At 37.3% G+C, this 25,507-nt stretch carries 24 protein-coding genes; 16 read left to right on the plus strand and 8 right to left on the minus strand.

From position 1 onward, the window contains the following. Positions 1 to 137 precede the first annotated feature (137 nt). The 5 genes from lysS (at position 138) to OD90_RS06675 (ending at position 6,053) form a co-directional block, all read left to right on the plus strand. On the plus strand, positions 138 to 1,832 hold the full coding sequence (gene lysS / locus OD90_RS06655; RefSeq protein ID WP_144668203.1) for a lysine--tRNA ligase: 1,695 nt from the start codon (positions 138 to 140) through the stop codon (positions 1,830 to 1,832). 452 nt (positions 1,833 to 2,284) lie between these two features. Continuing rightward, positions 2,285 to 2,716, plus strand: a complete 432-nt coding sequence (locus OD90_RS06660) for a hypothetical protein (protein ID WP_144668205.1) — start codon at positions 2,285 to 2,287, stop codon at positions 2,714 to 2,716. Positions 2,717 to 3,278: 562 nt separating this feature from the next. After that, positions 3,279 to 3,923, plus strand: coding sequence for a hypothetical protein (locus OD90_RS06665; protein ID WP_144668207.1), 645 nt, complete (start codon positions 3,279 to 3,281; stop codon positions 3,921 to 3,923). Between the two features lie 691 nt (positions 3,924 to 4,614). After that, positions 4,615 to 5,433, plus strand: a complete 819-nt coding sequence (locus OD90_RS06670) for a phosphatase PAP2 family protein (protein ID WP_144668209.1) — start codon at positions 4,615 to 4,617, stop codon at positions 5,431 to 5,433. A gap of 185 nt (positions 5,434 to 5,618) precedes the next feature. After that, a complete protein-coding gene (locus tag OD90_RS06675; protein ID WP_144668211.1) occupies positions 5,619 to 6,053 on the plus strand; it encodes a hypothetical protein in 435 nt (144 codons plus the stop codon). Positions 6,054 to 6,140: 87 nt separating this feature from the next. Here the strand turns inward: OD90_RS06675 and hemL are convergent, their stop codons facing one another. From hemL to OD90_RS06695, 4 genes are all read right to left on the minus strand, one after another. Continuing rightward, on the minus strand, positions 6,141 to 7,427 hold the full coding sequence (gene hemL / locus OD90_RS06680) for a glutamate-1-semialdehyde 2,1-aminomutase (protein ID WP_144668213.1): 1,287 nt from the start codon (positions 7,425 to 7,427) through the stop codon (positions 6,141 to 6,143). A gap of 84 nt (positions 7,428 to 7,511) precedes the next feature. Then, positions 7,512 to 8,342: a glucosaminidase domain-containing protein gene (locus OD90_RS06685; protein WP_144668215.1), complete on the minus strand. Its 831-nt coding sequence runs from the start codon at positions 8,340 to 8,342 to the stop codon at positions 7,512 to 7,514. Position 8,343: 1 nt separating this feature from the next. Continuing rightward, positions 8,344 to 9,258 carry a 1-aminocyclopropane-1-carboxylate deaminase/D-cysteine desulfhydrase gene (locus OD90_RS06690; protein ID WP_144668217.1) on the minus strand — a complete coding sequence of 305 codons (915 nt, stop codon included), beginning with the start codon at positions 9,256 to 9,258 and terminating at the stop codon, positions 8,344 to 8,346. A 3-nt stretch (positions 9,259 to 9,261) separates the two neighbouring features. Continuing rightward, positions 9,262 to 9,588 (minus strand): hypothetical protein, encoded by a 327-nt coding sequence (locus OD90_RS06695; RefSeq protein ID WP_144668219.1) that lies wholly within the window; start codon positions 9,586 to 9,588, stop codon positions 9,262 to 9,264. 118 nt (positions 9,589 to 9,706) lie between these two features. Between OD90_RS06695 and OD90_RS13145 the strand changes: the two genes are divergently transcribed. From OD90_RS13145 to OD90_RS06705, 3 genes are read left to right on the plus strand one after another with little or no spacing between them, the layout of a single operon-like run. Continuing rightward, on the plus strand, positions 9,707 to 9,877 hold the full coding sequence (locus OD90_RS13145; protein ID WP_186434721.1) for a DUF5522 domain-containing protein: 171 nt from the start codon (positions 9,707 to 9,709) through the stop codon (positions 9,875 to 9,877). Positions 9,878 to 9,922: 45 nt separating this feature from the next. Next, the gene (locus OD90_RS06700) at positions 9,923 to 11,920 is read left to right on the plus strand and encodes a urocanate hydratase (protein ID WP_144668221.1); all 1,998 of its coding nucleotides are present in this window, start codon (positions 9,923 to 9,925) and stop codon (positions 11,918 to 11,920) included. Positions 11,921 to 11,929: 9 nt separating this feature from the next. Continuing rightward, positions 11,930 to 12,499: a DUF4136 domain-containing protein gene (locus OD90_RS06705; RefSeq protein WP_144668223.1), complete on the plus strand. Its 570-nt coding sequence runs from the start codon at positions 11,930 to 11,932 to the stop codon at positions 12,497 to 12,499. 49 nt (positions 12,500 to 12,548) lie between these two features. Here the strand turns inward: OD90_RS06705 and OD90_RS06710 are convergent, their stop codons facing one another. Together OD90_RS06710 and OD90_RS06715 are read right to left on the minus strand one after the other, a co-directional pair. Beyond that, entirely contained in the window at positions 12,549 to 13,304 is a 756-nt protein-coding gene (locus tag OD90_RS06710) for an enoyl-CoA hydratase/isomerase family protein (protein ID WP_144668224.1), read from the minus strand. A gap of 78 nt (positions 13,305 to 13,382) precedes the next feature. Then, positions 13,383 to 13,994, minus strand: a complete 612-nt coding sequence (locus tag OD90_RS06715; protein WP_144668226.1) for a hypothetical protein — start codon at positions 13,992 to 13,994, stop codon at positions 13,383 to 13,385. Positions 13,995 to 14,179: 185 nt separating this feature from the next. On the opposite strand from OD90_RS06715, the gene OD90_RS06720 reads away from it, so the two are divergent. Then, on the plus strand, positions 14,180 to 15,955 hold the full coding sequence (locus tag OD90_RS06720; protein WP_144668228.1) for an aromatic amino acid hydroxylase: 1,776 nt from the start codon (positions 14,180 to 14,182) through the stop codon (positions 15,953 to 15,955). Here the strand turns inward: OD90_RS06720 and OD90_RS06725 are convergent. Together OD90_RS06725 and alaS are read right to left on the minus strand one after the other, a co-directional pair. Beyond that, a complete protein-coding gene (locus OD90_RS06725) occupies positions 15,930 to 16,886 on the minus strand; it encodes a GSCFA domain-containing protein (RefSeq protein WP_144668230.1) in 957 nt (318 codons plus the stop codon). The two genes, OD90_RS06720 and OD90_RS06725, sit on opposite strands and share 26 nt — an antisense overlap. A gap of 6 nt (positions 16,887 to 16,892) precedes the next feature. Continuing rightward, on the minus strand, positions 16,893 to 19,505 hold the full coding sequence (alaS, locus tag OD90_RS06730; RefSeq protein WP_144668232.1) for an alanine--tRNA ligase: 2,613 nt from the start codon (positions 19,503 to 19,505) through the stop codon (positions 16,893 to 16,895). 116 nt (positions 19,506 to 19,621) lie between these two features. Here alaS and OD90_RS06735 point away from each other — a divergent pair, with 116 nt between their 5' ends. From OD90_RS06735 to OD90_RS06765, 7 genes are all read left to right on the plus strand, one after another. Further along, positions 19,622 to 20,593 carry a M23 family metallopeptidase gene (locus tag OD90_RS06735; RefSeq protein ID WP_144668234.1) on the plus strand — a complete coding sequence of 324 codons (972 nt, stop codon included), beginning with the start codon at positions 19,622 to 19,624 and terminating at the stop codon, positions 20,591 to 20,593. After that, entirely contained in the window at positions 20,593 to 20,922 is a 330-nt protein-coding gene (locus OD90_RS06740; protein WP_144668236.1) for a MerR family transcriptional regulator, read from the plus strand. The genes OD90_RS06735 and OD90_RS06740 overlap by 1 nt, the downstream gene beginning before the upstream one ends. 140 nt (positions 20,923 to 21,062) lie before the next feature. Further along, positions 21,063 to 21,665, plus strand: coding sequence for a LemA family protein (locus tag OD90_RS06745; protein WP_144668238.1), 603 nt, complete (start codon positions 21,063 to 21,065; stop codon positions 21,663 to 21,665). Beyond that, on the plus strand, positions 21,666 to 22,106 hold the full coding sequence (locus tag OD90_RS06750) for a TPM domain-containing protein (protein WP_144668240.1): 441 nt from the start codon (positions 21,666 to 21,668) through the stop codon (positions 22,104 to 22,106). Between the two features lie 114 nt (positions 22,107 to 22,220). Further along, the gene (locus tag OD90_RS06755) at positions 22,221 to 22,979 is read left to right on the plus strand and encodes a TPM domain-containing protein (protein ID WP_144669654.1); all 759 of its coding nucleotides are present in this window, start codon (positions 22,221 to 22,223) and stop codon (positions 22,977 to 22,979) included. Between the two features lie 128 nt (positions 22,980 to 23,107). Next, positions 23,108 to 23,311 carry a dodecin family protein gene (locus OD90_RS06760; RefSeq protein WP_144668242.1) on the plus strand — a complete coding sequence of 68 codons (204 nt, stop codon included), beginning with the start codon at positions 23,108 to 23,110 and terminating at the stop codon, positions 23,309 to 23,311. A 104-nt stretch (positions 23,312 to 23,415) separates the two neighbouring features. Beyond that, positions 23,416 to 25,455: a thioredoxin domain-containing protein gene (locus tag OD90_RS06765; RefSeq protein WP_144668244.1), complete on the plus strand. Its 2,040-nt coding sequence runs from the start codon at positions 23,416 to 23,418 to the stop codon at positions 25,453 to 25,455. Positions 25,456 to 25,507: the final 52 nt, after the last annotated feature.

Consider the following 25,507-nt stretch of genomic DNA (forward strand, 5'->3'; position numbering starts at 1 on the left):
TTGATGTACCTATAGGTCTCAGATTATTTATAATTGTTACAACCGTTTCATATCTCCATAAGCAGTTACTATCTTTGCGGCTTCTTTGGCGCAGGGATGCACAAAGCTCATTACATAACATTATAAGGAATAACCGTATGCAATTGTCAGAACAAGAACAAGTACGCCGTCAAAAACTAGCGCGCTTACGCGAAATAGGAATTAACCCCTACCCTGCAGATTTATATCCAGTGAGTCACGCTTCCGCGAAAGCGAAACAAAACTACACAGAAGGGGAAAAAGTAGTGATGGCGGGACGTTTAATGTCACGACGCATACAAGGAAATGCCTCTTTTGCCGAAATACAAGACGGTGAAGGGCGCATACAGGTATACTTTAATCGAGACGAGATTTGCACAGGCGAGGACAAGTCAAAATACAACGAGGTGTACAAAAAGCTACTTGATATAGGAGATTTTGTAGGAATTGAAGGTGAAATGTTTACCACAAAGGTGGGCGAGATTACGGTTTTAGTAAAAGACTTTACCCTATTAAGTAAAGCCTTAAAACCCTTACCACAGCCACGTACAGATGAGGATGGAAAGGTACACGATGCCTTTACAGATCCAGAGTTGCGCTACCGCCGCCGTTATGTAGACCTTACCGTAAACCCACATGTAAAAGAGGTTTTCGTAAAACGTACGAAGCTCTTTAATGCCATGCGTGGTTTCTTTAATGATGCTGGCTATTTTGAAGTAGAGACCCCTATCTTACAACCTATTGCCGGTGGTGCTGCTGCTAGACCTTTTGTAACGCACCACAATTCGTTAGATATGCCATTGTATATGCGTATTGCTAACGAGTTGTATTTAAAACGACTTATTGTAGGTGGTTTTGAAGGGGTGTATGAGTTTTCAAAAAATTTCCGTAATGAAGGGATGGACCGTACGCACAATCCAGAATTTACGGCAATGGAAATATATGTAGCCTACAAGGACTACAACTGGATGATGGACTTTTGTGAGCGCTTGCTAGAGCACTGTGCACTTGCCGTAAATGGTACGACAGAAGCCACTTTTGGTGAGCACACGGTAGACTTTAAAGCACCGTATGCACGCGTGACTATGGCAGATAGTATCAAACATTTTACAGGCTTTGATATTTCTGGAAAAACAGAAGACGAGATACGCCAGGCAGCTCAAGAAATGGGCATTGAAGTAGATGCAACGATGGGGAAAGGAAAGCTCATAGACGAAATCTTTGGCGAGAAGTGTGAGGGGAATTACATCCAGCCTACCTTTATTACAGACTATCCTAAAGAGATGAGCCCGCTGTGTAAAGAGCACCGTGACAACCCAGAACTTACGGAGCGTTTTGAGCTTATGGTTTGTGGTAAAGAAATCGCAAATGCGTACTCTGAACTTAACGACCCAATAGACCAGCGGGAACGTTTTGAAGCGCAACTAGAACTGGCAAAACGTGGGGATGATGAAGCGACGGCTTCTATAGATTATGACTTCTTGCGCTCCCTAGAATATGGGATGCCTCCTACCTCTGGAATGGGAATAGGGATGGATCGCTTAATTATGTTTTTGACTAACAATCAGTCCATACAAGAAGTACTGTTCTTCCCACAGATGAAACCAGAGAAAAAGGCACTGGATCTTAATGTGAATGAAAAAACGATTTACGAGCTTCTTAAAAAAGAAAGCCCACAAGAACTAAATGCGCTCAAAGCTGCTGCTGGGTTGAGTAATAAAGCATGGGACAAAGGTGTAAAAGGCCTGACTAAACTAGGAGCTGCCAAAGTAAGCAAGACAGATGAAGGGTTGTTTATTACAATTACTGGCTAAGAAAATAAATTTTACGATTGTTATACAAGACCATCTCTTTATAGAGGTGGTCTTTTTTTATGCTTTCGCGAAATTAGAAATAGCCGCACAAAACCGTTGCAAAAAATTAAAATGAAGCCAAAATACATTGTGGTTATAACCTATGCCTTCCTTTTTAGTCGCAAGAATTCTGCATTGATTTTATGAGGCACAAGTTTGAAAGCGCCCTATTGATCTTGCCGAAGTAAGCTATATACGTCCTATACGTTGACAAATAAGTATATATTTATACAAGTATTTAATAGACAACCAAATACAAGCCATCTAGCAAAGCTTGTGCTGAGCTTGTCGAAGTATGCCACACTCGCTTTATGTAGTGGGTTGTAGCAAGTAATAGCGAAAATCACCCAAACTTTAAAAATGTAATTTAAAATTCTAAATTTAGAAAACTAAAAAAGCAGATTTAAAAAAATATGAAAAACGTATTTTACTTTTTATTTTTAATAGTTGGAATTTCTACTTATGGTCAAAATACTTCTTTCGAAGATAAATATAAAGTAGAATTTAAATTTGTTCAAGAAGAGACTAAGGAAGTTTTACTTGGATCAATAATTGAAATATTTTCTGGAAATGAGGGAATTGATGTCGGAATTTCAGACTTTTCCGGAAATATAAATTTCTATCTCAAAAAAAGAAAAATAAAGCATAATAAAATTAAGATAAAAGTTTACGGAATTAAATGTATGGTACATGAGCAAAAACTCATTTTAAAGAATAATTTAAAAAAAACTGTTTTCTTGAAATATGGAGAAACTGAATACACTAATCGTAAAAAATTAGGAGAGTTTATTAAAAAATTGAATTTCGCCGAACCTGACCCTTTTTTGTGTGGAACAATAGATTGAAAAATCTATTACTTGCAACTCCGTATAAAATTAATTGCTGGTTTAAGCCAGTTTACGAAAGTCCTCGCGGACTTTCTATCTGTAATTTATTTAATGCTAAATCAAAGGCAGTAATCATATATTAAAACGTGGCAGTCTATTTGGTTTGAGGGCTCGGATACTTATAAAAGTAAATATTTATCGAAGTGTTATAGCACAAAAGCTCTTTGCCGCTTTCTCCTATGGCTCCGCTCGAAATTCATTATAATCTAAATTAATACATACAAGGTAGAGTCTCTGGCTTTGTCCAAACTCGAGGTATACATCAGAAGCAGATTTTATAGCTCTAGTATCATTCTATTACTAGCATCATCCTCTCCGTCGTACCTCTCTCCTCGGTGATGGGATTCATTGGATGCAGCTTTGAAAGTTCTTTGTGCGGCTAACAGATTCACAAATAGCTGTATATTTATACAAAACAAATACAGACCACACGAAAAGCAAATTAGCAAAGCTTGTGCTGAGCCTGTCGAAGCATGCTGCACTCGATTTTTGCAATAGCCAGTTGGTCACAAGTTAAGAAATGAACAAATACGACAAAATTGGAATAATATTATTATTAATTGGAGTTGCGTTATATTTTGTACAATTTGGATATTTAATTGGTTTTCCTATTTATCTTATTGGAATTTTTATACTTCTTTTAGGAAATTTAAAAATTAAACATAAACTATTATGGATTCTTGCGCCTGCAGTCCTATTATTCTCATACATTAATTTAGCGTCACCACTTTTTTCTGTTAATAATAAGGTGGATTTAATTATTCCAGATGATTTTCGGGGAAATGCTATAATTATTGACAATACTGATTTTGGACAAAATCTTTCCCTTAATCAAATTATATTTGATGAAAATGGAATTGCTTTTTACCCAACCGATTTGGAATTAGGCATTTCTAAATTTAGAGTTTACACTAAACAAAAAAATGGAGAATTGAAAAGGATTTTATGGAGTTTCGAAAGCTCTGACAAAGTAACAATCCTTGGCTATGGAAAAAGCAGTTTTAAAAAAAATATAGATTCAGAAATTAAGTATGTACCATATGATTATGTCCAAATTGGAGAAAATTTTGTTGATCAAAATAATTCTGAAAAAAGATGTGAACTCATTGAACTTATTAAAAAAGGAGAATTAAAAACCGTGTACAACAATTGCTATAGGCAATAGCTCGAGTTCGGGATTGAAAAGCAAAAGTTCGGATTTATTTGTTAAATTAACTGAATAAAATAAAAATAAAGGCTTTCCTGTCCCTAATGTCTGTAGCAGAGCCGTAGCAGTCTGATTGTCTGAAGGGCTCGCCTATTTATAAAAGTATATATTTATCGAAGTGTAATAGCACAAAAGCTCGTTGCCGCTTTATCCTATGGCTCCGCTCGAAATTCATTATAATCTAACTTAATACATACACGGTAGAGTCTCTTTCTTTGTCCAAAGTCGAGGTATACATCAAAGCAGTTTTTATAACTCTTGTATCATTCTATCACTAGCATCAACCTCTCCGTCGTACCTTTCTCCTCGGTGATGGGATTCGTCGGAGGCAGGGCTAAAAATGCCTTTAGGAATATAGCCTAATTATAAAAAAAGCGAAATAAAGTTGCGACTTGTGCAATCAAGGCGTATAGCAAATCAGGTTCATTTATAGCTATCTGTGGGGTATGTATGATACTAAATGTAGTTTCACGATAATTATAAAACAGACAAATTTTCAATTAATCATATACTCGCAAATGAATTACACTCCACACACAGGGAGTGATATATATAAAACTAGTAGAAAAATTTAGTTTGATGTTAATTATTCTTTACAGATTTGTTAAACTGAACATACACCGTATAGCAGTATTTTACTTTTGCCCACATGAAAAACAGCATTACACTCCTACTATTAGCATTTATTAGTATCAATTTATATTCACAAAGCACGAGTCCTTATACTTGGGATTGGAACAAAGATGGATATGTACTAGGATCTGCATTAGGAGGAACTGCAGCCGGATTCTTAATGATTCAAAATAAAGAAGGATTCACAGAACAAGAAGTGGCAGATTTTCAGAATACTATCGATAATATCAATTTTATAGATCGTTGGGCAGCAGGTAATGACGATGAGAGTGCAAATGGTCCAAGTGATGCATTTTTCTATTCCTCATTTGCAGCACCTTTTGTTTTACTGTTAGATGATGAAGTAAACGATCATACGGGACAGGTAATGGGAATGTACGTTGAGAGTATGGCAGTTACTGGCGCATTATTTACCATTTCTGCAGGACTTACTAACAGAGCGAGACCATATGTTTATAGTGAAGAGCACCCTTTAAAGGAACAGCTAGGTACTAGTGCTACAAGGTCATTTTTCTCCGGTCATGTGGCAGCCACGGCGACAGCAACTTTTTTTACAGCAAAAGTGTATAGTGACTTTAATCCAGATTCTCCAGCCATACCTTACATATGGGCAGGAGCAGCGATCATACCTGCGGCAGTAGCTTATTACAGATTAGAAGCAGGACAACATTTTCCCACAGATTTAGCTATTGGCTATGCTGTTGGAGCGCTTTCTGGATATTTTATTCCAGAATTACATAAAACCGAAAAGTCAAACCTCAACGTCGCTGTCATTCAAGATCGTGATTACTTTGGTGAGCAATTTAAAGGCGTTTCCATAAGCTACGGTTTCTAGATTCATTTATTTAAGATCAGGAAAACCTACTTATAAAATAAAAATCTTCAATTACGCTTTCGCGAAAGCGTACACCTCATTGATTTCAACTATTTCTATAACTCTATAATTAATTTTAGAGCTTCATTTAAACCATTTTAAAATTGTCACGTCCTATTAATGTTCACAATTAAAAAATGATACAAATGAAAAAGGTACTAATGGCAGCAGCACTTTTTACAGCAATCACTGTAAGTGCACAACAAAATGGAAATAGAGATTTTGCAAAAGATCTAAGCGTTGAAGAAATGGCCACTCTGAAAACTAAGAAAATGACTTTGGCACTTGCTTTAGATGAAAAGCAGTCTGATAAAGTGTACAAACTAGTTCTTAATCAGGTTAAGGATCGTAAAGAAATGATGGCTGCTCGCAAAGCGCAAGGTGAAAAACCTACCTTTAATAAAGAGGAAAAACTGGCGCGAATGAATGCGCGATTAGATAAACGCATCGCGATTCAAAAGCAAATGAAATCGATTCTTACCGAAGCTCAGTTTGAAGAATTTAAAAAACTAGAAAAACACAACCGTAAACGAGGACACAAAAGAGGTGACAGAACAAAAAAACGTCACAGCCGAAAATAATACCGCATACCGTTATTTGAATTAGCTACAAATGACAATGGCTCCTCTAATCAAGGAGCCATTTTTTTGTGTAAAACAAATTGCTTTTTATAGCGTTTTGGCCACTTTATCAATCGCAGCAATGGTTGCGTCTAAATCTTCGTATGAAAGTGCGTTGTTTAAAAACCAACTTTCATAAGCACTTGGCGCGATATAAATTCCTTCTTCCAACAATCCGTGAAAGAATTTTTTAAATGTTTCGTTATCACCTGCCGCTGCTGTTTTAAAATCTACCACAGCATCTGGAGCAAAGTGCACAGAAATCATAGAACCAATACGATTGATTGTATAGGTTATATTATGTCTATCTAAAGACTCCTTAATTCCTTTATGTAAATAGGCTGTTTTTTGTGCAAGGCTCTCAAAAATCTCTCCGTCATTATTTAATTCTTGAAGCATTGCAAGTCCTGCAGCCATCGCTAGTGGATTCCCGCTTAAAGTTCCCGCTTGGTAAACGGGTCCTTCTGGAGCGAGGTGACTCATTATTTCTGCTCTTGCGGCAAAAGCTCCTACAGGTAACCCTCCACCTATGACTTTACCAAAAGTGACAATATCTGCCCGTACGTCCATCAATTCTTGCACACCACCTTTTGCTAGACGGAAGCCAGTCATGACCTCATCAAAAATAAGTTGCGCTCCGTGTTGATCACATAACTCTCTTAGACCTTGCAAAAATCCTTCTGCTGGAAGAATGCAGCCCATATTACCTGCTACAGGCTCTATAATAATTGCGGCTATCTCATTTGGATTTGCCTCAAACAAATCTTTCACTTGATCTAAGCTGTTATAGTCTGCAAGCAACGTATCCTTTGCAGTTCCTCTGGTTACTCCTGGACTATTGGGTGAACCAAAAGTGACTGCACCACTTCCCGCTTGAATCAAAAATGAATCTGAATGACCATGGTAACACCCTGCGAATTTTATAATTTTCTCACGCTTAGTAAAGCCGCGAGCTAGTCGCACTGCACTCATACATGCCTCTGTACCACTGTTCACAAAACGTATCTTATCAATACCTGGAACCATTGAAATAGCCAGCTTTGCAATCTCTGTTTCGATAGCCGTAGGCATCCCAAAAGAAGTTCCTTTTTGTGCTTTGGCTATAACGGCATCTACAACTGGTTTGTGTGCATGTCCTAAAATCATAGGGCCCCATGAAGCAATATAATCTATAAGTTTACGACCATCTTCATCATACAAATAGGCTCCTTTTGCTTCTTTTACAAAAATAGGATCCCCTCCCACAGACTTAAATGCTCTTACAGGACTATTTACTCCTCCCGGTATTACTTTTTGAGCTTCTACAAAAAGCTCACTACTTCTTTTATATATCATTTTATGAAATGTAGATGTTATTGATAAGCGCTGAATCTCTAAATCGACTAGATTATCATATTAAGCTGAAAATTCAGGTTTTAGTTAGTCTTTTATTAAAAGGATTTGACCCATAGAGATAATATTATCTCTTAAGTTATTCCATTTTTTTATATCCTCAACACTCACGTTATAGCGCTTTGAAATACGATATAGGTTCTCTCCTTTTTGAACACTATGCTGTGTATCGGTTGAGCTATCTTCTCGTTTTGAACTTATCTTATTGTAATCTTCTATCTGTTTTCCTAAAACCTTCCCATCGTATCGATACAACTCAAATCTCTCTATTAAACTGATGAGCTTCTCAGGGTACTTTTTATCTGTAGCATAACCTGCTTTACGCAGTCCTTTTGCCCAGCCTTTGTAATCATCTTTTGAAAGGGTAAAGAGATCTGCATAGCGTTTCCTTTTTGCTAAGAATAATGAGTGGTCACGATAAGAAAATTTTGGATCAGTGTATTTTCTAAAACATTCCCCTTTTTCATCATCATCATGATAAACGCGATCCCCTTCCCATGAGTGACATTTAATACCAAAATGATTATTTGCTTTCCTCACCAATTCACCGTTCCCTGCTCCAGATTCTAAAATGCCCTGTGCGAGTGTAATGCTAGCAGGCACACCGTATAATTTCATTTCTTCCATTGCTATGGGCGCATAAAAATCTATATATCCATTTACCCCAGATTTTGGGACAGGATTAACACCGTTTTCTAAACTTGAATCAGATGGTTGAATGATTTCAGAATTGATAGTGGGACGTGTTCTTTCTGTTCTAGGATTCTCAGACACACGCCTAGATGTAGTATTACGCGCTCCTCCACAACCTATCAAAAGGAGGCTTATACCTGTAATAAGAAAGTATTTTTTCAACATGCTATATATGTAACTTTGGAAGGCCTTTTTTTTCTAATAAGATATTCATTCCAGCGATTCCTTGTAGGCCTCCAGTATGAACCGCTAAAATACGAGAATCTTTCGGAAAAAATCCTTCATCTACTAGCCTTGACACACCATACATCATCTTTCCTGTGTAAATGGGATCAAGCTGAACGTCATAAGTCCTTTTAAATTCATTTATAAACCTAACAAGCTCCACATTTACTTTTGCATAACCTCCAAAATGATAATCAGAAATTAGCTCCCATTTATTATTTATAGTGTATTTTTCAATTTCTTCTTGCATCCAATTTCCTTTAAGGGCTGGAAAAATCAATGCCTTTTGGTGAGATTTTAAGCTATTAATAATTCCAGAAGCAGTACCTCCTGTTCCTGCAGCGCAGCAAACAAAATCAAACACCTCATCTTCATCAGTTAAAATCTCTTGACATCCCTTTACAGCGAGTGCATTGGTACCGCCTTCGGGCATAATATAAGGGTTATGGTATTTTTTTAGTACGCTTTCGCGAAAGCGGTCTTTATCCTTATCACGGTATTCTTCACGAGAAATAAAGTCAAAATCCATCCCGCATTCATGTGCAATGGCGAGAGTGGGATTACCACTTAGAGTTTTTTCAAGATTAACGCCTAACTCTTCTCCACGAATAATACCTATCGTTTTAAATCCTTCTAACTGCCCAGCTGCTGCTGTAGCGGCTATGTGATTAGAAAAAGCACCTCCGTAAGTGACTATAGTGCTGTGATGATGAGCTTTAGCATGGGACAAGTTGTATTTAAGTTTTCTGAATTTATTACCAGATACCGTTGGGTGAATTAGATCATCACGTTTTAAATAAACAGTGCATCCGTTTCTTTGAAAAACAAACTGATTTGGTAAAATTTGTATTTCCACAAATTAAAGATAGGCTAGAAAACTCCAGAAAGTTCGTGTTTCTAAATAATCCAATTGCATCTCTCTGGCGTAAGCTTCACGTTCAAAACTTATATTGAGATATGCTACATAATTATCACGATATTGGATTAATCTAACAAAATACTCAATCACATACCAGATAAAAAAAGGAATAACAAACATCTCTGCCTGCTGTCGAATGTGTATTTTTTCATGATTAATAAAATACCTATCACTTAGTAATTTTGGTTCACGCATCACTATGAAAGGCCAAAGTGTAACCCCCACAAAACGTTTACGCAACAGATATTTATTTACTACTAAAAACATAGATCAAATTTAAAAAATCACAACAGTACTATAAAAGGGGCAAAGGACTATTTTATAGACAACGTTATGAACAGTTGCCAAAAGGCAAAATTTATACCATACTTCCTATCTTTGCTAGATGTCTTATCAAAAAAAACATATTCCCATAGAAGAAGGTGATTTTTATGTAACCCCAGAGGGCTACAAATGCTTTACAGAACAATACCATCGTAAACGCGGCTATTGCTGTGAGAGTGGCTGTAGACACTGCCCATATGGATATAATAAAAAGACAAATACCCAATCTTAACATTCACATTGTGGTACTTTTCATCACGATATAAATTCAATGCAAATGCAGAATCAAACTTCTTTTCAAAAAGAAATTTTAGCTGGTATACCATCTAATTTGCCTACAAAAAAAGCGTACGATGAAACGGTAAACCACGCTCCAAATCGAAAAGACATACTAAATCCAGATGAGAAAAAACTGGCCCTTCAAAATGCGTTACGATATTTTGATGCTGCACACCATAGCACCTTGCTCACAGAGTTTAAAGAAGAGTTAGAGAACTACGGTCGTATATATATGTACCGATATAGGCCAGATTATAAGATATTTGCCCGACCTATAGAGGAGTATCCAGCACAGTCAAAACAGGCAGCAGCTATTATGCTTATGATACAGAACAATCTGGATCATACTGTGGCACAACACCCGCACGAACTAATTACCTACGGTGGAAATGGAGCCGTGTTTTCTAACTGGGCTCAATACCGTCTTACCATGCAATATCTCGCACAGATGAATGATGAGCAAACGCTTGTGATGTATTCCGGACATCCTATGGGGCTTTTTCCATCGCATAAAGATGCACCGCGCGTAGTCGCAACCAATGGCATGATGATTCCTAATTATAGTAAACCAGACGATTGGGAAAAATTTAATGCTCTTGGGGTTACACAATACGGGCAAATGACTGCTGGTAGTTATATGTACATTGGACCACAAGGGATTGTACACGGTACAACAATCACAGTACTTAATGCATTTAGAAAAATGAACATTCCCACTCAAGGAGGACTCTTTGTAACCTCTGGCTTGGGAGGAATGTCTGGTGCACAACCTAAAGCTGGAAACATCGCTGGCTGTATTACCGTTTGTGCAGAGGTCAACCCTAAAGCGGTACAAACGCGTCATTCTCAAGGATGGGTTGATGAAGTGATTAAAGACACTGAATCTCTGGTAGAAAGAGTCAAAAAAGCAAAAGCAGCAAACGAAGTGGTTTCTATCGCCTACCAAGGAAATGTGGTAGATGTATGGGAAGCATTTGACAAACACGAAATTAAAATCGACATAGGTAGTGACCAGACTTCATTGCACAATCCTTGGGCTGGAGGGTATTATCCTATGGATATGAGTTTAGAAGAAGCAAATCGCTTAATGGCTACAGATGCAGATCGCTTTCGCGAAAGCGTAAAAAGCACCCTTCGTCGTCATGTAGCAGCGATAAATGCTCACACTGCAAAGGGTACTTACTTCTTTGATTATGGAAATGCTTTTCTATTAGAAGCCTCACGAGCAGACGCAGCTATTTTTGCTGAAAATGGAAAGGATTTTAAATACCCTAGCTACGTTCAAGATATTATGGGACCCATGTGTTTTGATTATGGTTTTGGACCATTTCGTTGGGTATGTGCTTCTGCTAAACCTGAAGATCTTTTAAAAACAGATCAAATTGCGCTCCATGTTTTAGAGCAACTGGCGGAAGATGCCCCGGCTGAAATACAGCAGCAAATGCAAGACAACATCACGTGGATTAAAGGAGCTCAAGAAAATAAATTGGTAGTGGGTTCACAAGCCAGGATACTTTATGCAGATGCAGAAGGAAGAGCAAAAATCGCCAAAGCGTTTAATGATGCAATCGCTCAAGGCGAAATAGGAATGGTCGTGTTAGGAAGAGATCACCACGATGTTTCAGGTACAGATTCTCCTTATAGAGAGACGAGTAATATTTATGATGGAAGTCGCTTCACAGCAGATATGGCTATTCAAAATGTAATAGGAGATAGTTTTAGAGGTGCAACCTGGGTAAGCATACACAATGGCGGTGGTGTAGGCTGGGGCGAAGTAATAAATGGAGGTTTTGGTATGGTAATTGATGGTAGTAAAGATGCCGAAAGACGTTTACAGTCAATGCTTTTCTGGGATGTAAATAACGGGATTGCTAGACGTAATTGGGCTCGAAATGAAGGAGCAATTTTTGCAATAAAACGTGCTATGAAAAGCGAACCGAATCTTAAGGTAACGCTACCTAATCTGGTAGCCGAAGATTTATTAGATAACATTTAAAAAAAAATTATGAAAACACTTCGACTCTTACCGGTTTTTGCAGTTATAGTGCTGCTAACTTCTTGTAGTACTGTGCGTGTCGCATCAGATTACGACAAGAATATTAATTTTAATGATTATAAAACATTTGCTTTTTACAAACCAGGTATAGACAAGGCAGAAATCTCAGATCTTGACAAAAAACGCGTGTTACGTGCCATTGAATCTGAGATGATGGCAAAAGGCTACACTAAGTCTGAAGATCCTGCTGTTTTAGTAAGTATTTTTACTAAAGCTAAAGAACGTATAAATGTTTACCAAAACAACTTTGGCTTCAACGGAGGTTGGGGAGGATTTTGGGGTCCATGGGCAGGACCTTGGGGTTGGAATGGCGGATTCTACAATAACAATTCTGTCTCTAGAACCACACAAGGAACCTTGTACATTGATCTTATAGACTCAAATAAAAATCAATTAATTTGGCAAGGTCAAGGTACAGCCCCACTAGTCTCTGGAGATGTAGATAAACGTGAAGAGCGCATCAACTTGATTGTAAAAGAAATCATGGAAGTATACCCGCCACAAGTAGCTGGCAACTAAAATTCAGTTTGATACAAATATTAAAAAAGCATCCTGACGGATGCTTTTTTTAGTTCTTCAATTTGCTTAGCGTATTTTTAGTGAAATCACTCAAAACAAGCTTTCCGCTCATCGCGGCGCGTGTTTCTAAAAGTTCTGGCCAGTGTTCTGTATTATTCCAAAATGCCTGTTTCATAGCGGTGAGTGCTTCTGGATTGTAAGAGGCAAGTTTGTTTGCAAAAACCTCAACAGCTTCTTCCATTAAAATCCCTGTTTCATAAATTTCGGCAAATAAGTTTTTGTCTTTAGCCCACTGTGCGGTGTAAAATTCTGTAGCATTAAGTGTCATTTCTGCTAAGCATGCAACGCCTATTTTTCTTTCTATAGCGGGAGCAATTACAAAAGGTCCTATGCCAATTGTGAGTTCGCTCAACTTCACACTGGCGTATTTAGTTGCGAAGCAATAGTCTGTAGCGGCTGCTAGTCCTACACCACCACCTACAGCTTTTCCTTGTACGCTTCCAATAATAATCTTTGAACAAGAACGCATTGCAAGAATCACCTTTGCAAAACCCATAAAGAATTTTTTTCCTTCCTCTTCGGTTTCAATTGAAAGTAGTTCGTCAAAGCTAGCTCCTGCACAAAAAGTTCTATCGCCACCACTTTTTAGTACAATTACTTGCACAGTATCATCTTCTCCAGATCGTATAATAGCACTTTCTAAGTCTGAGAGTACACCACTAGGCATACTATTATGAGCTGGATGAAAAAAAGTAATGGTTGCGACACCGTTTGAGGTAAGTGTTTTTACGTAAGGTTGTGGCATTATTTTGTTTTTGATATAAGGATTATTTCTTACTAACTCCAAGTTGTATAATTATTTAATAGAGGTCTGATTTTGAAATTAGTTAACCGGTGGTGGAGGTGGAGGTGGAACTGAGTCGATTAATAATTTAAATGGATGAGTAAGTCCTAACGCCTGATGTACTTTTATTAAATTTAGAACAGCCACATTGAATTGATCTGTAACCTGAACTTCCCAATCATAATTAATAACATAAAAAAGCTTCTCTGCGCGATCGCTTAAACTAGGATTTTTCCCTTCGTTAAGAATATCCTCTCTAAGAAAAGTTACTACTTCTTGTATATTATCAATATCAATATTTTTTCCAGCCTTTGTAATCTTATTATTAATTATTCTAAAGACATTTTTTTCTCTTATTAAACCACAACCATATCTTTTCGTACACGGATTAATTAAATTCACAAGATAAGAATGGTTGTCATCCTGTATAACTAATTGGGGAGAAACTCCTTCGCAAACTAGATCCCCTATTTCTTGTTGAAAAGATTTAAAATCTGGATAATCATCTATAGCAATTCTCTTTGTAGAGCTTGACTCGGGAAATCTTACACCTATTTCGATGTAATCTTCGCTACTTTCAACCTCACTAAATTCTGTACAACTTGAGAAAAAAGTCAAAATACTAACTATTAAAAAAGTAAACTTCTTCAAAATATTTTTGTTTACGTAAAAGTAATAAAATATACCCTCAATATTGAATCACCTAATATCTAGAAAAATTTTAGCGCTTTAATTTCGCGAAAGCGAAACCACCCATTTAGTTACAATATGTTATCTCCCGAACTTGTCAAATAAATGGATTATAAAATTGAATAGTTTCTCCGTAAATTTACGTTATGGAAATGCATGTAGAGACAAACCCGTTACTCGATAAATTACCGGCACACTTACGCCAGTACATAAAACCACAGGCTTACGAGCAATATACACCTATCAATCAGGCGGTATGGCGATACGTAATGCGCAAAAATGTAAACTACTTAAGCCAAGTGGCTCATGAGAGTTATACCTCTGGTCTTAAGAAAACAGGTATTTCTATAGATGAAATCCCATCGATGTACGGAATGAATCGCATTCTCAAAGAGATAGGCTGGGCTGCTGTTGCTGTAGATGGCTTTATCCCTCCTAATGCTTTTATGGAATTTCAAGCCTATAAGGTGTTAGTTATTGCTAGTGATATACGCCAACTAGAAAATATTGAATATACTCCTGCACCAGACATTATTCATGAAGGTGCTGGACATGCGCCAATTATTGCAAGTCCAGATTATGCTGAGTATTTAAGGCGTTTTGGAGAGATAGGTGCGCGTGCTATTTCTAATGCACATGATATGAATATGTACGAGGCAGTACGTAAATTATCTATCCTAAAGGAGGCAGAAGGTATTCCAGATGAAGATGTACAAGCAGCTGAAGATGAAGTAAACCGTCTTCAAGAAATGACGGTAGCACCTTCTGAAATAGCCTTGATACGCAACCTTCACTGGTGGACTGTAGAGTATGGTCTTATAGGATCTGTAGATAACCCTAAATTATATGGAGCAGGTCTTCTTTCTTCCTTAGGTGAAAGCAAGCATTGCCTAACAGATGCGGTTAAGAAAATACCATATAGTATTGATGCTGCATATCAAGAATTTGATATTACACAAATGCAACCTCAGCTCTATGTGACTCCAGATTTTGGATACTTAATGGAAGTTTTAGAGGAGTTTGCAGAAACTATGGCTTTACGCAAAGGAGGATGGCGTGGAGTGCAAAAACTAATCGATTGTAAACAATTGGGTTCAATTGAATTAAACACTGGCCTGCAGGTAAGTGGTAATTTCTCTAAGATGATTCAAGATGAGGATAATAATGTGGTTTATTTTGAAACTACAGGTCCCTCTGCACTAGCCTACCGTAACAAAGAATTAATTGGTTTAGGAACTTCACACTTTAGAAAAGGATTCTCTTCACCTCTAGGTAAACTCAAACGAAGCTCTGTAGCGATTGAACGTATGAGTCCGCGGGATTTGAAGGCGTTTGAAATATATGAAGGCGGCATAAATTCTTTTGAATTTGAAAGTGGTATTACGGTGACTGGAATGATTACTACAGGAACTCGAAGTATAGATGGTACCTTGCTGGCGGTTCACTTTGATGGCTGCGAAGTGAGTTACAAAGGTGAAAAACTAATCTCTCGTAAAAACGGACCTTTTGATATGGCTATTGGTTCTTCTATCGTTTCGGCATTTGCGGGAGCGGCAGATCATACTTCATTTAATATGGTTAGTCACGTAAGTAGCACAAATACCATTCATCAAGAATTGTCTGAAGAAGACACGCTACTCAACAGTCTTTATAAAGAGATACGAGATATGCGTGAGTCTAATGATGTTAAGGTTGCGCGACTGGAAGAAATCTTTCGTCAGTTACAAGCGAATTTTCCAAAAGATTGGCTTGCTAGCTTAGAAGTATACGAACTCGCAATACCTATAGACGCTAGTTTTGCTGAGAACATCAAGGGATATTTAGAAGCTCAAACTAAAAAACTACCCAAAGTAGCACATCTCATAACAGATGGACTGTCCCTATATGGCAAGCCACTTATGCATGTGGTAAAAACTCCATAAAAGGATACATCTTTTGCATACTCTCAATTTTAGCATATAGCTTTGCTAGGAATTTTTGGTGCGCTTGAGATTCGGGCTGAAATGGTTTATGAGCTAATCCTTGTTGTATCACCGCTACTTCTTTTGCGGTTTGTTGCGCTTTCGCGAAAGCGTAATTCTCCATAAACTTTTCCCAGATATAATCGATAGCAACTGGACTGGGATGAATCATATCTGCATTGTAAAAACGATAGTCTCGTAGCTCGTCCATCATAATTTCATATGCGGGGAAATAATGAACGTTCTCATTGTCTACCACATGATGTACGGCAGCGATAAGATGCGATTTACTGAGTGTATTTTCTACAAAACCATCCTTACTATGACGTATAGGTGAAACCGTAAACGTGATACTCGCTGAAGGATTCAATTGTTGAACGTCTTTTAGGATTCTAGATAAACTTTCGGATATCTTTTGACTATCCAATAATTCCTTAGTAAACTCTTTCTGAGGCACTTTGTGGCAATTTGCAACCACTTGCTGGCGTGCTATGTGTTTGTAAACCCACGAAGTCCCAAGTGTGATAACAATATGGGATGCTTCTGTAAGTTGCTCCCTTAAAACTTGCTGGGCCTCTTGAAGATGAATCACTGCCTCCAGTCTACTGCTCGCATTTAAATCACTGTGTGCCGCAAAGGACTTCCAGATCCCGTTGTGTTCAAAAACATCAACTTCTGTAAATGTTTTATTGACAACCGCAGCATTGATTACAGTCTCTAATGCTATAGGGTTGAAAATAATTCCAAACGGATTAGTCACCGATTGAAACTTAAAATAGTCAAGTTTCTTTCCAATATTTTCTGCAAAACAAGAGCCCAATAACAATAGCTTATTCTCGTAACCAAATAGTTTCGCAGCTTGCTTTATTGGAATTTCGGTTTGTAGTTTCACCTATATTTATGCTAAATAGTTTTTTGCCTCTGCAAGTGCCGTATCAATACCTTCAGGGTTTTTACCTCCAGCCGTAGCAAAGAAAGGTTGGCCACCGCCACCTCCTTGGATGTACTTTCCTAATTCGCGCACTACTTGGCCTGCATTGAGATTTTTTGAAGAGACAAGCGCTTTAGAAATATAACAACTCAATAACGCTTTACCATTTTGTTCTGTACCAAAAATGATAAAAACGTTGTCTCTATTTTCTCCTAGTTTAAAAGCAAGGTCCTTAATGGCTCCAGCATCGAGATCTACCTTTTTTGCTAGAAAATCGATCCCATTTATATCTTCAAACTCTTTTTGAAGATCTCCACTTAAATTTTGTGCCTTTTTTTTAATAAAAGCTTCTACTTGTTTCTTAAGTGCTGTATTTTCCTCTTGTAAATTTGTAATGGCTTTTACTGGATCTTGATTCCCTTTGAGTAGTGCTTTTACTTCATTATAAGCCGTAGTTTCAGATGTAAAGTAATCCTTTGCTGCATCTGAGGTGATAGCCTCAATGCGGCGTATTCCTGAAGCAACAGCACCTTCAGAAGTTATTTTAAAATGCCAAATATCTCCCGTTTGCTGTACGTGCGTACCACCACAAAGCTCCATTGAATTTCCAAAGCGTATGGTACGTACGGCATCCCCGTATTTTTCACCAAACAGTGCAATCGCTCCTTCATTAATAGCTTGATCGTAAGAAATATTACGCTGTTCTGCTAAGGTTAAGTTCTCACGTATTCGTGCATTTACAAAGTCTTCTACTTCTTGTAATTCTTCTTGAGAAACTTTAGAAAAATGAGAGAAATCAAAACGAAGGCTTCTACTATGCACCATACTTCCCTTCTGCTCTACATGTTCTCCTAAAACACTACGTAGACCTTGATGCAGTAAATGCGTAGCACTATGATTTGCATTGGTACGATTACGCTGCTTAATATCTACTACCGCCTTAAAAGTCTCATCTACAGAGCGAGGTAAATTTTTTACCAGATGGATAATAAGGTTGTTTTCTTTCTTAGTATCAATAATGTATACTACCTCACCACTTGGCGTTTCTAAATATCCTTTGTCTCCTACTTGACCGCCACCTTCTGGATAAAAAGGAGTAAGATTAAAGACTAGTTGATACAACTCCCCATCTTTTTTACTTTCCACTTTGCGGTAACGTGTAATTTTTACAAAGGTTTCTAAGGTATCATAACCAATAAACTCTTCCTCAGAATCTTCATATAGTACAGTCCAATCTCCTGTTTCAACCTTAGTAGCTGCACGTGAACGATCCTTTTGTTTTTTGAGTGCTGCTTCAAAACCGGCTTCATCTAACTTAAGACCTTTTTCACTTAAAATAAGTGCTGTGAGATCTATAGGGAATCCGTACGTATCGTATAATTCAAAAGCTTTGGATCCAGAAATAGTATCACTTTTTTCTTCGGCAATAGCGTTGTCTAATAAAATTAATCCTTTGTCAAGCGTGCGTAAAAATGAACCTTCTTCTTCTTTTATTACATTGGTAATTAAATTCTTTTGAGCTTCTAGTTCTGGAAAAGCGGCTCCCATTTGACTTACCAAAGTAGCTACCAACTTATAAATAAACGGCTCTTTAGTGTTCAGGAAAGTAAAACCATATCTAATCGCACGACGCAATATACGTCGTATCACATAACCCGCTCCAGTATTAGATGGCAGCTGACCATCTGCTATTGAAAATGAAACCGCTCTAACGTGATCTGCAATTACACGAATGGCGATATCTATCTCTTCAGTCGTTCCGCAGGTTGTATTTGTAATGGTTTCAATCTCACGCATAAGTGGCGTAAAAACATCAGTATCGTAGTTAGATTGAACGCCTTGCAATACCATACATAAACGCTCAAAGCCCATACCGGTGTCAACGTGCTGGCTAGGAAGTTTTACCAACGATCCGTTTGCCAGACGGTTGTATTGCATGAAAACAAGATTCCATATTTCAACTACTTGTGGATGATCTTCATTTACGAGCGTCTTACCATCAACTTTTGCTTTCTCTTCATCAGATCGTATATCAACGTGAATTTCAGAACATGGACCACAAGGACCTTGAGCACCCATCTCCCAAAAATTATCTTTTTTATTACCGTTTAAAATTCGGCTTTCATCGATACGCTCTTTCCAAAAATTATAAGCCTCTTCATCACGACCTAAATCATCTTCTTTATCACCTTCAAAAATGGTCACGTAGAGAATGTCCTTATCAATTTTTACTACTTCGGTTAAGAACTCCCAAGCCCAAGAAATAGCCTCTTCTTTAAAGTAATCTCCAAAAGACCAATTTCCCAACATCTCAAACATGGTATGATGGTAGGTATCCTTTCCTACCTCCTCTAGATCATTATGCTTCCCAGAAACGCGCAAGCACTTTTGAGTATCTGTAAGTCTTGAATTTTTAGGCGTGGCATTTCCAAGGAAATATTCTTTAAAAGGTACCATTCCTGCATTGGTAAACATCAATGTTGGGTCATCTTTTAGCACCATGGGAGCAGATGGAACAATCGTGTGTTTTTTTGATTCAAAAAATTCTAAAAATCGTTTACGTACCTCTTGAGATTTCATACGATGGATGGTGTGGATAATTTATTTTATATTTGAACGTTGTGAGTGGTTGTCAGTTCGCTTTCGCGAAAGCGTAAAGCCATACAAACAAACCCCAAAAATAAGCATTTTAACTTATGTCTAAGGTAAAATATTACTATGACAGCGAGACGCTGTCCTATCGAAAAGTAGAGCGCAAAAAAGGGCGCACTGTAGGCGCTGTTCTTCTTTTTATCACAGGAACAGCCTTGATGGGTCTCTTGATAACGATTGCTGTTTTTAACTCAGGTGTAGATACACCAAAAGAACGTAAACTTGAGCGAGAATTATCTAATATCGAATTACAGTTCGAACTTCAACAAAAAAAGTTAGATCAAATTGAAAGTGTGTTAGCTAATGTTGAAGAACGTGACAATAATGTGTACCGCGTTCTTTTTGAAGCCTCGCCTATTCCTAATGATGTGCGACAGGCTGGATTTGGTGGGGTAAACAGGTATAAAAATCTTGAAGGCTACGACAACTCATCGATGATAATAGAGAGTGCGAAGCGTATTGACCAAATTACAAAACGTATTGTAGTACAATCAAAGTCTCTAGATGAGATAGCAAAACTTGCAGAAGAAAAAGAAGCGCTTCTTAAAACAATCCCTGCCATTCAACCCATTCAAAATAAAGATTTATCAAGAGTAGCTTCAGGTTATGGAATGCGTGTACATCCTATTTTAAAATATCGTAAGATGCACAATGGAATGGACTTTACAGCACCTCCTGGAACACCTATTTATGCCACAGGTGATGGAAAAGTGGTTAAGGCTAGTTTAGGTAGCGGATATGGTAAAATGGTTATCATAGAACATGGTTTTGGGTATAGGACTTACTACGGACATTTAAGCAAATACAATACTAAATCTGGGCGTTCTGTAAAACGGGGAGAAATTATTGGTTACGTGGGCAATACTGGTCTATCCTCTGGACCTCACTTACATTATGAGGTTCGTAAAAATGGCATTGTTCTCAATCCAGTAAATTTTTATCATAATGACCTTACCCCAGAAGAATATGATATAATGCTTGCCAAAGCATCCATAGAAAATCAATCCCTAGACTAATGCACATTAATCTTCCTGAAAAATTGTATTACAGTATAGGAGAAGTTGCAAAAGCCTTTGACGTAAATACTTCTTTAATACGTTTTTGGGAAAAAGAGTTTGATGTAATTACTCCTAAAAAGAATGCTCGTGGTGCTCGCAAGTTTACACCAGAAGACATAAAAAACTTAGGGCTCATCTATCATCTAGTAAAAGAGCGTGGTTTTACACTCGAAGGCGCAAAAACACATCTTAAAGAAGGTAAAAAAGAGATCTTAAGCAACTTTGAGATTATTAGTAAGCTGGAAACTGTCAAAGCACAGCTGCTAGAGATCAAAAAAGATCTTTAGTCTATTCTTAGTAAGCCCATCTGTATCTCTACTTCCTCTTTTAAGATTTATTTAAAAGAATGCACTTTTTCTTTCTGTAAATTGCCATATGCTTTTATATCACTAGGCAGATCAAAACCAACCTTAAATAAAATTATATTATGAAAAAAGGACTAATAGCTATCATCGCTGTAGTAGGCGTAATAGCACTCATAGGAATGTATGTAGCAAATACAAATAACAGACTTGTACCTCTTGATGAGAGCGTAAGTGCTCAATGGGGTAATGTAGAAAGTGCGTACCAGCGTCGCGCTGATTTGATCCCAAATATTGTTAGTACCGCAAAGGGCTATGCAGAATTTGAGCAATCTACTCTTGTAAAAGTTACAGAGGCTCGTTCTAAAGCTACATCAGTAAATATTGACCCTTCAAATATAACACCAGAGCAACTACAACAGTTTCAGCAGGCACAATCTGGACTTACTTCTGCTCTATCTAGATTACTGGCTACCTTTGAACGGTACCCAGACTTAAAAGCAAATGAAAATTTTAGAGAACTTATAAACGAATTGGAGCGTACAGAAAATAGAATTAACGTAGAGCGTAACCGTTTTAACGAACGCGCAAAAGAATTAAATCAGGAAATACGTATGTTTCCTACAAGCCTTATCGCAGGTATGTTAGGTTTTGATAGTCGAGCATATTTTGAAGCAGATGCAGGTACAGAAAATGCTCCAGACGTAGAATTTGACTTCGGCAGCTAGATGGCATCTACAGTAGAAGATTTTTTAACTAAAGAAGATGAGCAAGCTATTGTTGCAGCTATACGCCATTCAGAAACTCAAACCTCAGGAGAAATACGCGTCCATCTTGAACACCATGCAAATAAAGATGCATTGTTACGTGCTCAAGAATTATTTCATTTTCTCAAAATGGATAATACCAAAGATGAAAATGGCGTATTAATCTACGTAGCTGTAGATGACCATAAACTGGCCATATGCGGAGACGCTGGCATAAATAGAAAAGTACCTAGCGATTTCTGGGAAAGCACCATGAAGATGATGCTAGTCTATTTTAAAAAAGGTGATTTCCGCGATGGACTTATAGCTGGCGTTGCATCTGCGGGTGATAAGCTTGCGGCATTTTTTCCATGGCAACATGGTGACATTAATGAACTTCCAGATGAAATTACTACTTCATAATTAGTATTCTTATATTCTGCTTTCGCCAAATTGAAAGCTTCAAACCTATTCTAAGTGAAAAAGCTTCCGTATTTAGTAAAGTTCTCTTATCTCACTCTTTTCATTTTTATCTTGATGGGGAGTCAGGTAACATATGCCCAATATGAGATACCTGCAAAACCTACCAAGGCAAATCCTGATGCGGTTTACGATTACATAGGATTATTAACTCCCACTCAAAAATCTTCTCTTGAAAATAAACTTATAAAGTATAGTGATACCACTTCTACTCAAATAGTAGTGGCTATTATTTCTAGCTCTAACGGCGAAAGTTTAGATCAACTTGGTGCAAAATGGGGTCAGAAATGGGGAATTGGTCAAGCAGATGCAGATAATGGCATTTTAATATTACTTGCAAAAGATGATAGACAAATAGATATTAATACAGGATATGGAATTGAATCTATTATATCCGATAGAGATGCAGAGCAGATTATAAATCGCATTATGATCCCGCAGTTTAAAAACGGTGACTTTTACACTGGGCTAGATCAAGCGGCAGATGCTCTTTTCCAAGGTTTGCAAGAAAATTTTACCGGTACACGACCAGCTACTTCTAGTGGTCTTCCTATTAAGCCTATTTTAATGTTCGTTTTTTTTGTAGTAATGATGATTATCATGAGCCGCAAAAACCATAGAGGAGGCGGACGTAATGGAGGCAAGAAATCATTCGGCAGCTCCTTATTGGATGTCATCATACTTAGTAATATGGGTCGTGGCGGATTTGGAGGTGGAGGCTTCGGAAGCGGTGGTGGCTTTGGCGGAGGTGGTGGCTTTGGCGGAGGTTTCGGCGGAGGAGGCTTTGGTGGCGGTGGTGCCTCTGGTGGTTGGTAATTTACCTTCTTATTATCTAGGTTCTTTAAATTTATAAGAACCCACACCTTAACATAGGTTTACCAAATTTTGCTCTTACTTTCCGTAACTTACAGAAACAACTAATTATTAATTTAAAACCAATTAAAATGGCAGTATTAAAAGTTATAGAAGTATTAGCAAGTTCACCAACCAGCTGGGAAGAAGCAGCAGCAAATGCATTAGACCACGCAAGTAAATCTGTAAAGAATATAAAATCACTTTACGTAAATGAACAAAATGCTGTAGTAGGCTCTGACGGTAAAATAAGAGAATACCGTATGAATTGTAAAATTACCTTTGAGGTGAACTAATCAATTCGCTTAATCATTATAAAAATCCTGCCTTCCAGCAGGATTTTATTATTTTACAACAATAAGTTATCTAAAAAACGAAAAAACACTAATCCTTCCATTTAATGAATCATCCTTTTACAAACGATCTTATAAAAGAATCCAGTCCCTATTTATTACAACATGCGCATAATCCTGTAGACTGGAGGCCTTGGAATGAAAAGACACTTAAGAAAGCTGTCAAAGAAAATAAACTTATTCTTGTAAGCATTGGATATTCAGCATGTCACTGGTGTCATGTAATGGAACACGAGAGCTTTGAAGATGAAGCTATAGCTCAGCTAATGAATTCTAATTATATCAATATTAAAGTAGATCGTGAAGAAAGACCAGATGTAGATAATGTATATATGACAGCGGTACAACTTATGACTGGTCAGGGCGGATGGCCTCTTAACGTGATCGCTCTACCAGATGGTAGACCTGTATGGGGAGGAACTTACTTTAAAAAGGACGAATGGGTAAGCGCTCTTGATCAAATAGCAAACTTATTTAAAGAAAGCCCTGAAAAACTTCAAGAATATGCAGAAAAATTAAGCGAAGGGATGCAGCAAACAGATCTTATTACCCCCAACATGAACGAGGTACTTTTTAAAAAGAAAACCCTAGAAAACGCTATTGCACAATGGTCTCGACAATGGGATACCCGCCAAGGCGGATTAAACAGAGCGCCTAAATTTATGATGCCTACAAACTATAAATTTCTATTACGGTATGGGCATCAAACTAATGAGAAAGAAATTTTAGAATACGTACATACAACCTTAGAAAGTATAGCTTACGGAGGCATTAATGACCATATAGGTGGTGGTTTTGCTAGATATAGCACAGATATGAAATGGCACGTACCACACTTTGAAAAAATGCTTTATGACAATGCACAATTAGTAAGTCTATATTCACAGGCGTATATTCAGACTAAAAACAACTTGTATAAAGAGGTGGTTTATAACACCATAAATTTTATAAAACGTGAAATGTCTACACCTGAAGGTGCTTTTTATAGTTCCCTTGATGCAGATAGTCTTACAAAAAGTGGCAACTTAGAAGAAGGCGCTTATTATGTGTGGAAAATTGATGAACTTAAATTATTATTAGCAAATGACTATCCTTTATTTAGCACTTATTACAACATAAACTCTTACGGGCATTGGGAGGCAGGAAATTATGTTCTCATAAAGCAGGATAGCGATGTAGACTTTGCAAAAGCTCATGAAATACCTGTAGAAGAATTGAAATTGAAAAAGAATAGCTGGCATAAGAGATTATTACGCTTTCGCGAAAGCAATAAAGCAAAACCTCGCTTAGATGATAAAATTCTTACTTCATGGAATGGATTAATGCTCAAAGGCTATTTAGACGCTTATTCAGTTTTTAATGAACCTGAATTTTTAGAAGCTGCTCAAAAAAATGCCTTTTTTATTAAAGAACATCTTTTGAGAACCGATGGAGGTTTATACCGAACTCATAAAAATGGAAAAAGCACTATTAACGCATACCTTGAAGACTATGCGGCAGTAATAGATGCGTTTATCACACTGTATGAAACAACTGAAGAAACCTCATGGCTAGAACTTTCAAAATCTTTAATGGATTACACTTTCAAACATTTTTATTCAAATAGTAATCTTCTTTTCTATTTTACATCCAACCAAGACCCAAAGCTTGCAACCCGTCATATAGAATTTTATGACAATGTAATTCCTTCGTCTAATTCAATCATGTCACAAAATCTACATAAGCTCTCTAATTATTACCCCGAGACAAATTATAAAGATATCGCTTTAAATATGCTACACCATCTTCAAGTTAATTTTCATAAAAGTCCGACAAGTTTTTCGAACTGGATGTCTTTAATGCTCAATTTTACAAATCCATACTATCTAATTATTGTGGTAGGAATAAATGCAAAAAAGATTGTTAAAGAATTAAACACCTACTTTTTACCGAATGTGATCAAAGCCTACACAACTTCTCAAAGTGAACTCTCTGTATTTAAAAATCGCTTTCATAAAGACAAAACCCTCATCTATGTATGCATAAACAACACCTGCAAGCTACCCGTAAATACTGTTGAAGAAGTCTTAGAACAGTTAGAATTTTAACAGAAATTTAGCCTGCCAAATTGTGATCTTAACTAGCATCTTAACACTTTTG

Source organism: Dokdonia sp. Hel_I_53, assembly GCF_007827465.1.
GTDB lineage: Bacteria > Bacteroidota > Bacteroidia > Flavobacteriales > Flavobacteriaceae > Dokdonia.